General features: G+C 70.0%; 11 protein-coding genes. 3 read left to right on the top strand and 8 right to left on the bottom strand.

What is annotated here, in order from left to right:
- Nucleotides 1–70: 70 nt before the first annotated feature.
- Genes ASF49_RS17235 through ASF49_RS17225 form a run of 3 tightly spaced genes read left to right on the top strand, consistent with a single transcriptional unit; the run spans nt 71 to nt 3,316 of the window.
- A complete protein-coding gene (locus tag ASF49_RS17235) occupies nt 71–1,153 on the top strand; it encodes a glycosyltransferase family 4 protein (RefSeq protein ID WP_056475684.1) in 1,083 nt (360 codons plus the stop codon).
- Nucleotides 1,146–2,258 carry a glycosyltransferase gene (locus ASF49_RS17230; protein WP_056475682.1) on the top strand — a complete coding sequence of 371 codons (1,113 nt, stop codon included), beginning with the start codon at nt 1,146–1,148 and terminating at the stop codon, nt 2,256–2,258. Before ASF49_RS17235 ends, ASF49_RS17230 begins: the two co-directional genes overlap by 8 nt.
- The gene (locus ASF49_RS17225) at nt 2,255–3,316 is read left to right on the top strand and encodes a glycosyl transferase (protein ID WP_056475678.1); all 1,062 of its coding nucleotides are present in this window, start codon (nt 2,255–2,257) and stop codon (nt 3,314–3,316) included. The genes ASF49_RS17230 and ASF49_RS17225 overlap by 4 nt, the downstream gene beginning before the upstream one ends.
- 12 nt (nt 3,317–3,328) lie before the next feature.
- Here the strand turns inward: ASF49_RS17225 and ASF49_RS17220 are convergent, their stop codons facing one another.
- The 8 genes from ASF49_RS17220 to ASF49_RS17185 all read right to left on the bottom strand — a co-directional run bounded on the left by ASF49_RS17220 (nt 3,329) and on the right by ASF49_RS17185 (nt 11,462).
- On the bottom strand, nt 3,329–4,180 hold the full coding sequence (locus ASF49_RS17220) for a glycosyltransferase family 2 protein (protein ID WP_056476374.1): 852 nt from the start codon (nt 4,178–4,180) through the stop codon (nt 3,329–3,331).
- On the bottom strand, nt 4,180–4,926 hold the full coding sequence (locus ASF49_RS17215; RefSeq protein WP_056475675.1) for a PIG-L deacetylase family protein: 747 nt from the start codon (nt 4,924–4,926) through the stop codon (nt 4,180–4,182). Before ASF49_RS17215 ends, ASF49_RS17220 begins: the two co-directional genes overlap by 1 nt.
- A 92-nt stretch (nt 4,927–5,018) precedes the next feature.
- Nucleotides 5,019–5,912, bottom strand: coding sequence for a polysaccharide deacetylase family protein (locus ASF49_RS17210; RefSeq protein ID WP_056475671.1), 894 nt, complete (start codon nt 5,910–5,912; stop codon nt 5,019–5,021).
- 19 nt (nt 5,913–5,931) lie between these two features.
- Nucleotides 5,932–7,425 (bottom strand): amidase, encoded by a 1,494-nt coding sequence (locus ASF49_RS17205; protein WP_056476371.1) that lies wholly within the window; start codon nt 7,423–7,425, stop codon nt 5,932–5,934.
- A gap of 75 nt (nt 7,426–7,500) precedes the next feature.
- Nucleotides 7,501–8,517, bottom strand: coding sequence for an ABC transporter ATP-binding protein (locus ASF49_RS17200; RefSeq protein ID WP_056476368.1), 1,017 nt, complete (start codon nt 8,515–8,517; stop codon nt 7,501–7,503).
- A gap of 11 nt (nt 8,518–8,528) precedes the next feature.
- Nucleotides 8,529–9,512 (bottom strand): ABC transporter ATP-binding protein, encoded by a 984-nt coding sequence (locus ASF49_RS17195; protein WP_056475669.1) that lies wholly within the window; start codon nt 9,510–9,512, stop codon nt 8,529–8,531.
- A 10-nt stretch (nt 9,513–9,522) separates the two neighbouring features.
- Complete coding sequence (locus ASF49_RS17190; RefSeq protein ID WP_056475666.1) at nt 9,523–10,485, bottom strand: ABC transporter permease; 963 nt, start codon at nt 10,483–10,485, stop codon at nt 9,523–9,525.
- Complete coding sequence (locus tag ASF49_RS17185; protein WP_056475663.1) at nt 10,485–11,462, bottom strand: ABC transporter permease; 978 nt, start codon at nt 11,460–11,462, stop codon at nt 10,485–10,487. Before ASF49_RS17185 ends, ASF49_RS17190 begins: the two co-directional genes overlap by 1 nt.
- Between the last annotated feature and the right edge of the window lie 72 nt (nt 11,463–11,534).

The raw sequence follows: 11,534 nt of genomic DNA, 5'->3' as shown, positions 1-11,534 counted from the left end.
TGCAGGAATCCACGGCTTGGATGTTTCCCATCCGACGCCTCGATCCCTCGAATCTCGTGTCCTGCATCCTGTGAAGATCGCCATCATCGCGCATCTGAAGTTCCCGATTGCCCAGCCGTACTCGGGAGGCCTGGAGATGCACACGCATCTGCTCGCATCCGCGCTGCAGGCACGCGGACATGACGTGACTCTCTATGCCTCGGAGGGGTCCGGCGGCGACTTCGGGCTCGTGACCGTCTGCGCACCCACGGGATGCGCCTTCGACGATGTTTCCGAGGCCCGGATCGATGCCGCGGAACACGCGGCCTACGTCCGGATCATGGATTCGGTTGCGGCCGGCGGCTACGATTTCGTCCACAACAACAGCCTTCACTTCCTGCCGCTGCTGCGTGCCGGTGAACTTGCCGTTCCGATGGTGACGGCCCTCCACACACCACCCTTCGAACCGTTCGTACGAGGTGTGCGGGCACGCGCTCGGGATATGACCTTCGCCGCCGTCTCGCCCTCGCTCGCTCGGGAATGGCACGATCTGATCGGCGATCCGCAGGTGATCGGCAACGGGATCGACCTCGGGGCCTTCGCGTACGCAGCGAGCCCCAAGGGTGAGCCGCACGCGATCTGGATGGGCCGGCTCGTTCCCGAGAAGGGACCGCACCTTGCCATCGACGCAGCCCGGGCCGCCGGCCTACCGCTCAAGTTTGCGGGCCCCCGCTCGAATCCGGCCTATTGGGACAGCGAGATCGCGCCGCGGCTCGGTACCGACGTCACCTATCTCGGCCATCTCGGGCACGACGCTCTCGCCCGCCAAGTCGGTGAGGCACACGTCGCCCTGTGCACGCCGCGCTGGGAGGAGCCGTTCGGACTCGTGCTGGCGGAATTTCTAGCCTGCGGAACGCCGGTTGCCGCGTTCCGGCGCGGGGCGATCCCCGATATCCTCGATGCCTCCTGCGGCGTTCTGGCCGAGGCGGACGACGTTGCCGATCTCGGTCGCGCGGTCGCGAAGGCCATCGGTCTGTCTCGCGCAGATTGCCGGCGCCGGGCCGAGCACCTGTTCAACGCGGAGGCGATGACCGATCAATACGAGGCGCTCTATGCGCTCGAATTGCAGCGCGCCGCCAGCTCCGCGATCGCCGCCCGCGTCAGCAATGCCTGAAACCAATCTCTCCCTCGGTCGCGCCGTCGTCTGTGTGCCCGCACGCAACGAGGCCGATGCGCTACCGCGCCTGCTCCAGTCTCTTGACCGCCAGGAAGGGATCCACGATGGCGCCCGACTGCGCGTCGTCGTGCTCGCCAACAACTGCACCGACGAGACGGTCGCGAGATTGCGGGCGATGGAGTCGAATGCTCAGATTAAGAACCTCGCGCTCCGGATCATCGAGGCGGAGATTGCACCCCCCCATGCTCATGTCGGTACGGCCCGGCGTCGTGCCCTCGACGCGGGAGTGGCATGGCTGGAGCAGGATGGGATCGCGGACGGCGTTCTCCTGAGCACGGACGCCGATGCGGTCGCGCCGCCGGATTGGGTAGCGGCGAACCTCCGGGCACTGCGAAATGCTGAAATCGTCGGTGGGCGCCTCGTGCTCCACGGTGAACAGCCGGCGGGTGACCCGCGCCTTGCCGCGCTTCATGCCCGGATCGAGCAGTACTGGGTCGCGGTGCGCCGCCTCGAAGAGGTTTTCGATCCGCCGGCTCACGACCCGGCGCCGCGCCACGGCGATCATGTTGCCGCGAGCCTAGCCCTGCATGTGGACCTCTATCGCCGCGTGGGAGGGCTTCCGGTGCTGCCCTGCGGCGAGGACAATGCCCTGGTCGCGCGGGTGCGCTGGCATGGTGGGCGCGTACGGCACTGCCCGCGCGTCTCGATCGCGGTCTCCGACCGCGGCACCGGCCGGGTCACGGGTGGGATGGCGACGGAGATGCTTCGCCGAGCCCGCGTGGTGAAGGGACTCGAGAGCTATGCCCTTCCCTCGGCGACCCATTGGCGTGCGCTGATCGAGCGGCGTCGGGTCTTGGCGAGTTGCTTTGCCGATCCGGCCGGCGTCGCTGCGTCCCTGCGGGATTTCGGCATCTCGGAATTTGATCTTGCCGCGATCGATCTCGAGACGTGCCCGAATGCGATCGCTCTGGTCGAGCGGGTCGAGGCACAGGTCGGTGAGGGGATTCCAGAGGCGGTTCCGGTCCCTCTCGACGAGGCCCTCGCGGGGCTCCATGCGATGGTTGCCGAGGCCCAAGGCATACCCGCCGCGCGGGTCGCATGAGCCGGCGTCCGGTCGGCTACTACGTCCATCACCAGGGGGCCGGTCACTGGCAGCGAGCCTGCCTGATCGCGCGGGCCCTAAACCGTCCGATGACGCTGATCGGAACGCTCTCGGATCTCGATACGCGCGCGGCGCCCGGATCGATCCTCGCCCTGCCCGATGATCGAGTCGGCGCCGGTTTCGATGGTCAGGACGGGTCGGCGGAGCGCCCACAGGGTCTGCATTACGCGCCCTTGGGAGCGGACAACGTTCGCGCTCGGATGGGCCGGCTCGCCGCCTGGATCGTCGAGGCGGACCCGGCGCTGATTGTCGTCGACGTTTCGGTGGAGATCGCACTCTTTGCGCGGCTGATGTCGGTGCCGACCCTGGTCGTCCGCTTGGCCGGGACACGCACGGATCTTCCGCATCTCGAGGCGTTCCGAAGTGCCGAACGCCTGCTCGCCTTCTTCCCGCCCGAAATCGACTCGGCGGCAACCCCCACGTGGGTGCGCGCCAAGACGTCTTATGCCGGGCTCCTGACGGCTGACGTGGTGGCCGACACGTCGCCGGAGACGGATGGATCGATCCTCGTCATCTATGGACGCGGCGGAGCCGGAGGCCGAATGTCCGATCTCGCCGCTGCTGCGATCTCTGTGCCCGACCGCCACTGGCACGTCCTCGGCCCGGTCGACGCCTCCGGCATCGTGGCACCGGACAATCTGCATGTGCACGGCTGGGTCGCGGATCCTGCGCCCCATATCGCGCGAGCCGAGTTGGTGATTGGCGGCGGCGGGGATGGGGTGGTTTCGGCGGTTGCCGCAGCGGGAAAGCGCTTCGTGTGCCTGCCAGAACCGCGGGCCTTCGACGAACAGGTCGAGAAGTCCCGGGCGCTCGCGGCGATGGGCGCAGCGATCCATCACGAATCCTGGCCCGAGCCCGGAGCCTGGCCGGGCATCATCGCGGCAGCCCTACGGCTCGACCCGGCCGTGATCGGCGGTCTGGCGAAGCCGGGCGTGATCGCCCGGACGAGTGCCCTGATCGCCGAGGAGGCCGATCGGGCCGAAGCGCGGCGTCGCTAAGCGGGTCAGGTTTCAAAAAGGCCGGTCAGCGGGTACCTGGGTTGCCGCGATCTCGTCGGCGCGAGGCTGGCGCAGGACCGCGAGCGCATCGCGCCACTGCGCGTTAATCAGCCCGCGCGCGGCGAAGGCGTCGAGCCAGCCGTCCATGGGCCAGAGCCCATGCCGCTCTTGAAAGCGGGTCGCATTCCGGACGATGTCGGCGAAGTGTTGCAGTGGCGGATCGCAGGCGGGGTGGTGCTGGTGAAAAGCCTGGCCGCCGGCGCTGAACAGCACCGGGATGCTGAGGGCATCGGCCCGGAAGGCGAGATCGGTGTCTTCCGCGCCATAGCCGTCGAACCCTTCGTCGAAGCCGCCGAGGCGGTCGAAGGTCGTCGCGCGGACGCCGAAGGCGAGGGACCAGAACAGTCCGGGATTGTCCGAGCGGGCGAGCCCGTCCTTGGGAAAGCGGCGGACGGGATGGGGGTGCCCGGCCGCGCGCAGCCCGCCTTCCGTCCAGCCATCGGCGACCGCGCCGGCCGGGAGGTAGCGGATCTCGCAGCAGATCAGTCCGTCGGCTTCCGCCAGATCGGCGCTCAGGCGCGGCACCAGATCGGCCGAGGGGATGCAGTCCACGTCGAGGAAGATCAGGCGCTCGGTCGCAGCGGCGTGCCGTCCGGCATTGCGAGCTCGCCCGAGAGGCAACCCGGGGCTGTCGAGCACGACGCGGCGGATCGGGAAGCCGTAATCCGGCAGGGGTGCGGGCTCGGCCCCCATCTCGACGATCACGCAGGCCTCCGGATGGGGACCGCGCGCGACACCTTCGAGGAGGCGGGCGAGATGTGCATCGCGGCCCTTGTTCAGGGTGATGAGGGTGGTGTCGGCGATCACGGAGCGGACGCGTCCATGGCGACGAAGATCTCGTAGGGGCCGGTGAAGCGGGCGACCATCGCCGGCTCCAGGCGAAAGCCCGACGGATCGTCGGAGATGAGGTCGGTGGTCTGGGAGCGGTGGGCGCCGATCGCGGCGGTCTTCGCCGCGCGGTGGGCGCCGACATCGAGGCGCAGGCCGGTCGGACCGGCGCCGACCTCGGTGCCCTCGGGCAGGGTCCAGCCCCAGACCGGGTAGGCGAAGGTGCGGATCGGGCCGAGTTGGGCCTGGGCGAGTCGGACGATGGCGGCGGTGGCCTGGTGGTCGCAGTGGGGATCGTGACCCCAGGTCACGCAGACGGCACCGGCATCGGCCTCGCGGGCGATCGCGGCGATCCGGGCGGCGGCCCCTTCGGCGATCGGGCCGGTGCTCGGGACGCCGGCATCGGGCAGGCGCAGGAAGGTCACGGCGTCCGCCGGAACGCCCAGTATACCAACGGCGTATACCGTCTCCGTTTCGCGCAGGTCACGCAGTTTTGCCGGCGGATAGAGCGCCGAGTGCGTGTGCGAGCCGCAGCCGTCGCTGACGATGACGACGCGGACCTCGCGACCGCGGGCGCGGGCCTCGGCCATGACGCCGCCGCAGCCGAGGCTCTCGTCATCGGGATGGGGCGCGACGACGACGAGGCCCTTGCCGGCCGTCAGGGCATCGAGATCCGCGACCGGCAGGCGTTCGGCGGCGGCGAGGAAGGCATCGGCATGCATCGGTGGACTCGGGGGGGGCGACGGGGACGCGAGGGGCCTGTCTATCCGGGCCAGTCTGATCGGTGTCTGAACGGTCGGTCGACGCCGACCCGCTAACGGGCGGTGCCGCTCTCCACCGCGAAATCGGCGATGGCGCCGGCGGTGGTGAGCCAGATCTCGTCGCGGCGGGTCGCGACATGGGCGAGCGCCCGGCGCAGGGGGCGCAGGCGGTGGGGCTGGCCGACGATGTAGGGGTGGAGGGCGATGCCCATCACCAGGGGGGCGGTGCGCGACTGCTCCAGCATCTCGTCGAAGGCCGCGACGATGGCGTCGGCGAATTGCTGACCGGTCTCCTTGCGGGCCACGATGGCGGGGATGTCGTTCAGCTCCTGCGGATAGGGCACCGCCAGGATGCGGCCGCCGTCGCGGGTGGCGAACCAGGTCGGCTGGTCGTCGTGGCACCAGTCGAGGAGGTAGCGGTAGCCCGCCTCGGCGAGGAGGTCGGGCGTCCGGTGGCTCTGCGAGATCCACGGTCCGAGCCAGCCCTTCGGCGGCCGACCCTCCTGGGCGGTCAGGATCGCGGTGGCCTCGGCGATGAGGGCCCGCTCCTCGGCCTCGTCCCGGTCGCCCTGGCGCTCGGTGTTGGTGCGGCCGTGCCCGACGATCTCGTCGCCGCGCGCCCGGAAGGCCTCGATGAGGCCGGGGCAATCGGCGTAGAGGCGGCTGTTGACCAGCACGCTCGCGGGCATCCTCAGGGCGTCGAGGGTGTCCCGGATCCGCCAGGCTCCGACCCGGTTGCCCCAGTCGCGCCAGGCGTAGTTGAGCACGTCCGGCTGCGGGCCGCCCGGCGCGAGCTCGGCGCCGAGGCCGCGGCCGAAATCGAAGCCCTCGAGGTTGAGCCCGAGATAGACCGCGAGGCGCTTGCCTCCGGGCCAGTCGTAGACCGGCCGGTCGGGCAGGGCGCTGTAGGCGTAGCGGCCGTGATGCGGCGCGGGCGTGTCGGTCATCGTGGGTCTCGGAAGCGGGTCAGGACGGGTTCAGGAGCGCGGGCTTGCGCCGGTCCACCCAGCGGGTCACGGCATCGTAGGCGGCACCGAGCTGGAGGCAGGCGCGCTCGCCGTTGTTGGGTCCGACGATCTGGATGCCGGAGGGGCGCCCGGCCGGGTCGAACCCCGCCGGGACGTTGAGCGCGGGCAGACCGCTCATGGTGACGGGGATCGTCGCCTCCATCCAGCGGTGATAGGTGTCCATCGCCCGGCCACCGACGCTCTTCGGCCAATGCTCCTCGACGTCGAAGGGGAAGACCTGGGTCGAGGGCATCAGGAGGAAGTCGTAGCGTTCCTGGAACCGGCGCACGGCCTCGTACCAGGCGGTGCGGCCCTCCTGCGCGGCGGCGACCTGGTCGGCGGAGAGGGAAAGACCGCGCTCCACCTCCCAGACCGCCTCCGGCTTGAGCAGCGCCCGATAGGCTGGCTCGTCGTAGAGGGGCCGCAGGTTCGAGGCGGTCATCCAGGCGCGAAGGGTGAGCCAGTCGCGCCAGACCTTGCCCATGTCGAAGCGCGGACGGTCCCACTCGACCTTGGCCCCCAGCGCCTCGAAGGCCGGGAGGGCGCCGCGATCGAGATCGAGCACGCCCGGCTCGAAGGGCAGGTAGCCGCCGAGATCATCGAACCACGCGATCCGGGTGCCGGTGAAGTCGCGCTCGAGGCTCCCGGCGAAGATGGCGGGGTCCTGCGTGTTCGAGTAGGGCACCCGCCCGTCGTAGCCCGCCTGGACCGAGAGCAGCAGGCCGATATCCGCCGGCGAACGCCCGATCCCGCCCGCCACGCCCAAGCCGGGGGTGAAGGCGTCCTTGGTCTCGATCGGGATGCGGCCGTAGCCGGTGCGCAGGCCGAAGAGGTTGTTGAAGGCGGGCGGATTGCGCAGGGAGCCGGCATGGTCGCTGCCGTCGGCGACGGGCTGCATGTGGAGGGCCACCGCCACCGCCGCGCCGCCGCTGGAGCCCCCGGAGGTCTTGGTCGGATCGTAGGCGTTCCGGGTGGCGCCGTAGACCGGATTGAAGGTCTGCGAGCCGAGGCCGAATTCCGGCATGTTGGTCCGGCCCGTGAAGATCGCGCCGGCCTTGCGCAGGCGCTTGACCATGATCGAATCGGCCGCCGCGATGCGATCGCGGAAGATCGGCGACCCTTGCGTGAAGGGCAGCCCCTTGACCGCATCGATGTCCTTCACCGCGTGGGGAAATCCATGCAGCGGTCCGAGGAACTCGCCGCGCGCCGCCTGTCCGTCGCGTTCCTCGGCAGCGGCCAGGAGCTCGCCCCGGTCGCGCAGGGCCACGATGGCGTTGACCGTCGGGTTCAGCCGCTCGATCTGGTCGAGATAGGCGGTCATGACCGCGACGCAGGAGACGCGCCGGGCGTGGATCGCGGCCGAGAGGTCGACGGCACCGAGGCTGAGGATGTCGTCGGTCGAAGCCTCGCCGAGCGCCGGTTCGGCTGGGGCGATGGATGGGTCTGTGCTCATGCTCTTGCTCTGGAACGCGCGCCTGCAGGCCGCCGGCGCCCGGGCCGGCACCGGCGTTCGGGGCGGCCCCGGCCCTCAGCCCGGCAGTCGCCGCTCCTGGAAGGCGTGGCAGGCCACACCCTCGACCAGGGCCGGGACCTCGCTGCGACAGCGCTCGTTCGCGAAGGGGCAACGCGGATTGAAGGCGCAGCCCGAGGGGGGATCGATGGGGTTCGGGATCTCGCCCGAGACGGGGATGCGCCTGCGCCCGGTGAGCCCGATATCCGGAACCGCATCGAGCAGCATGCGCGTGTAGGGATGTTTCGGAGCACGGAAGAGTTCCCGTCCGTCTGCGATCTCGACCACGCGCCCCAGATACATCACCCCGATCCGGTTCGCCATGTGGCGCACGACGGCGAGGTTGTGGCTGATGAAGAGGTAGGTCAGCCCGAGGCGGTCCTGCAGGTCGCGCATCAGGTTGAGGATCTGGGCCTGGACCGAGACGTCGAGGGCCGAGGTCGGCTCGTCGCCCACCAGGAACTCCGCCTCCGAGGCCAGCGCCCGGGCGATGGCGATGCGCTGGCGCTGCCCGCCGGAGAATTCGTGCGGATACTTCACCCCGTCGTCGGGATGCAGGCCCACGAGGCCGAGGAGTTCGCCGACGCGGGCGCCGATGGCGGCCTCGCCCCGGAGCAGGTTGAAGGCCCGGATCGGCTCGGCGATGATCCGCCGGACCCGCCAGCGCGGGTTCATCGACGCGTAGGGGTCCTGGAAGATCATCTGGATGCGCCGGCGCAGTCGGCGGCGGGCCGCGGCCTCCCGCGGGTCGGTCATGGAGATCCCGGTGATGCGCACGTCCCCGGCGCTCGGGGGCAGCAGACCCACCACCATGCGGGCGACCGTCGACTTGCCCGAACCGGATTCGCCGACGAGCGCGAAGGTCTCGCCGCGGCGGATCTCGAAGCTGACGCCGTCGACCGCCCGCAGGATCTGCCGCGGCTGGCGCTCGATCATCCGGGCGAGCCAGGGACGCGACACGTCGAAGGTGCGGCGCAGGCCGTCGATCGCCACGTAGGGAGCCTCCGTCCGGGCGCTCGGGGCGGGCGGCGGCATCACGGGCGCATTCATGCGGCGGAGGCCTCGGACCGATCGTAGAGGTGGCAGGCGACCCGGTGTGCTCCCACCGGGATCGGGTCGGGCCGCTCCACCACGCAGCGGGTGAAGGTGGAGGGGCAGCGCGGATGGAAGGCGCAGCCCTTCGGAATGCTCGAGAGCCGGGGCATCGCGCCGGGGATCTGGGCCAGCCGGTCGGTCTCCTGGGCCAGCGTCGGGATCGCCCCCATCAGGCCCTTGGCATAGGGGTGGAGCGGGTTCTGCACCACGTCCCGCACGGGGCCGATCTCGGCGATCCGGCCGGAATACATCACCGCCACCCGGTCGGCGGCCTCCGCGATCACCCCCATGTCATGAGTGACCAGCATCACGGCGGTGCCGCGCTCGGTGCCGAGGCGCTTCAGGAGCGCGATGATCTGGGCCTGGACCGAGACGTCCAGCGCCGTCGTCGGCTCGTCCGCGATGATCAGTTCGGGCTCGGCGGCCAGCGCCAGGGCGATCACCACGCGCTGGCGCATGCCGCCGGAGAATTCGTGCGGATAGCCGTCGATCCGCCGTTCGGGCGCCGGAATGCCGACCTCGGCCAGGAGGTCGATGGCCCGCCGGCGCGCCGCCCTCTCGGACAGGTCGGTATGGGTCCGGATGGTCTCCACGATCTGGCGCCCGACGCGATAGAGCGGGTTGAGGCTCGTGAGCGGGTCCTGGAAGATCATTCCGATGCGCCGGCCCCGGATGCGCCGCATGGCCTCCGGCGACAGGGTGTCGATGCGCTCGCCCCGGAGGAGGATCTGCCCGCCGACGATGGCGCCGGGCGGGTCGATGAGGCCGATGACGGCCGAGCCGGTCACCGACTTGCCCGCGCCGGATTCGCCGACGACGCCGAGGATCTCGCCCCGGGCGATGTCGAAGGAGACGTCGTCGATGGCCGTGAGGGTGCCGCGCCGGCCGGCGAAGGCGACGCGCAGGTTGCGGACCGAGAGGACGGGCTCTGTCATGCCGGCGTGATCACTGGAGTTTCGGGTTGAGGGCGTCGCGCAGCCAGTCCCCGAGCAGGTTGATCGCCAGGACGAGTCCGGCGAGCGCCAGGCCCGGGAAGGCGACGATCCACCACTCGCCGGAGAACAGGAAGCGGTTGCCCGTGCGGATCAGGGTGCCGAGGGACGGCATCGAGTCCGGCAGGCCGGTGCCCAGGAAGGAGAGCGTCGCCTCGGTGATGATCGCGAGCGCCAGGTTGATGGTGGCGATGACGAAGACCGGCCCGAGGACGTTGGGCAGGACGTGCCGGACCATGATCACCGGCGAGGACAGCCCGATGAGCCGACCGGCCTGCACGTAGTCCTTGTTCTTCTCCACCAGCACGGAGGAGCGGACGGTGCGGGCGTACTGCACCCAGAACGACAGTCCGATCGAGAGCACGATGAGCCCGATGGCGGCGTTCGTGTCCATCTGGCTCCCCAGCGCCGCCTTGGCGACGCCGTCCACCACCAGGGCGATGAGGATCGCCGGGAAGGTGAGCTGCACGTCGGCGACGCGCATGATCAGCGTATCGACGAAGCCGCCGAAATAGCCCGCCACCAGGCCGAGCAGGATGCCGAGCGTTCCCGAGACCAGCACGCCGAGGAGGCCGACCACCAGGGACAGCCGGAGGCCGTAGAACACCGCCGAGAGCACGTCGCGGCCCTGGTCGTCGGTGCCGAGGGTGAAGGGGGCGACGCCGTCGGCGTACCAGAGCGGGGGCAGGTTCGAGTTCATCAGCTCGAGCTGGGCCGGGTCGTAGGGATTCTGGGGCGAGATCCAGGGGGCCGCCACCGCGAGGACGACGAAGACCAGCGTCACCGCGAAGGCCCCCATGGCCAGCTTGGAGCGCCGGAAGCTGGCATAGACGTCGGAATCGAGGAAGCGGGCCAGCGTCGAGCGCCCGGCCGGCGTCTGCGAAGCGCGGGGAGCGTCCGGCAGGGAAGCGCTCATCAGGCCCGCCCCGTGGAGAGGCGCAGGCGCGGATCGACGATGGTGTAGAGCACGTCCACCACGAGGTTGATGACGACGAAGATGGCGGCGACTAGCAGCAGGTAGGCCGCCATGATCGGGATATCGACGTTCTGCACGGCCTGGACGAAGAGCAGGCCCATGCCCGGCCACTGGAACACCGTCTCGGTGATGATCGAGAAGGCGATGACCGAGCCGAGCTGGAGGCCCGCGATGGTGATGACCGGCACCAGCGTGTTCTTCAGGGCGTGGCCGAGATGGATCGAGCGGGTGGTCAGGCCCCGGGCCCGGGCGAAGCGGATGTAGTCGGTTCGCAGCACCTCCAGCATCTCGGCGCGCACCAGGCGCATGATCAGGGTCATCTGGAACAGCCCGAGGGTGACGGAGGGCAGGATCAGCGCACGCAGGCCGGAGCCGGTGAGGAAGCCGGTGGTCCACCAGCCCAGCCGCACGGTGTCGCCCCGCCCGAAGGAGGGCAGCCAGCCCAGCGTCACCGAGAACAGGAAGATCAGCAGGATGCCGATCAGGAAGGTCGGCAGACTGATGCCGACGAGGGAGATGGCGAGGAAGATCTTGGCGAGCCAGGTGTCCCGCCTCAGGGCGCAGTAGACACCCATCAGGATGCCGACGGTGAGCGCGAACAGCGTGGCGCAGAGCGCGAGTTCGAGGGTGGCGGGCATGCGCTCGGCCAGCAGCGCGGAGACCGGCTGGCGGAACTGGTAGGAGGTGCCGAACTCGCCCCGGACCACGTTGCCGGCATAGCGCAGGAACTGGACGGCCACGGGATCGTCGAGGCCGAGATCCTTCCGGATCGCGACGCGCTCGGCATAGGGCGTGTCGACGCCCACGATCTGGTTCACCGGATCGCCGGCGAAGCGGAACATCGAGAAGGCGATCAGCCCGACCGCGAACAGCACCGCGATGGACTGGAGCAGGCGCTGCAGGACGAAGGCGATCATGGATGGGCGATCCGATCGTGCACAGCGCCGAGATCGGCACGCCGAGCGATCGTAGAAGGTGGCGCGCCGTCA

Source organism: Methylobacterium sp. Leaf104, assembly GCF_001422885.1.
Taxonomy (GTDB): Bacteria; Pseudomonadota; Alphaproteobacteria; order Rhizobiales; family Beijerinckiaceae; genus Methylobacterium.
The sequence above is the reverse complement of the archived record's forward strand: the minus strand, read 5'-3'. Positions and strand labels throughout refer to the sequence as shown.

Excerpts from the sequence above, each read along its gene's own strand:
- ASF49_RS17230 (WP_056475682.1), top strand. The coding sequence starts at position 1,146 with ATGCCTGAAACCAATCTCTCCCTCGGTCGCGCCGTCGTCTGTGTGCCC.
- ASF49_RS17225 (WP_056475678.1), top strand. The coding sequence starts at position 2,255 with ATGAGCCGGCGTCCGGTCGGCTACTACGTCCATCACCAGGGGGCCGGT.
- ASF49_RS17215 (WP_056475675.1), bottom strand. The coding sequence starts at position 4,926 with ATGCATGCCGATGCCTTCCTCGCCGCCGCCGAACGCCTGCCGGTCGCG.
- ASF49_RS17210 (WP_056475671.1), bottom strand. The coding sequence starts at position 5,912 with ATGACCGACACGCCCGCGCCGCATCACGGCCGCTACGCCTACAGCGCC.
- ASF49_RS17205 (WP_056476371.1), bottom strand. The coding sequence starts at position 7,425 with ATGAGCACAGACCCATCCATCGCCCCAGCCGAACCGGCGCTCGGCGAG.
- ASF49_RS17200 (WP_056476368.1), bottom strand. The coding sequence starts at position 8,517 with ATGCCGCCGCCCGCCCCGAGCGCCCGGACGGAGGCTCCCTACGTGGCG.
- ASF49_RS17195 (WP_056475669.1), bottom strand. The coding sequence starts at position 9,512 with ATGACAGAGCCCGTCCTCTCGGTCCGCAACCTGCGCGTCGCCTTCGCC.
- ASF49_RS17190 (WP_056475666.1), bottom strand. The coding sequence starts at position 10,485 with ATGAGCGCTTCCCTGCCGGACGCTCCCCGCGCTTCGCAGACGCCGGCC.
- ASF49_RS17185 (WP_056475663.1), bottom strand. The coding sequence starts at position 11,462 with ATGATCGCCTTCGTCCTGCAGCGCCTGCTCCAGTCCATCGCGGTGCTG.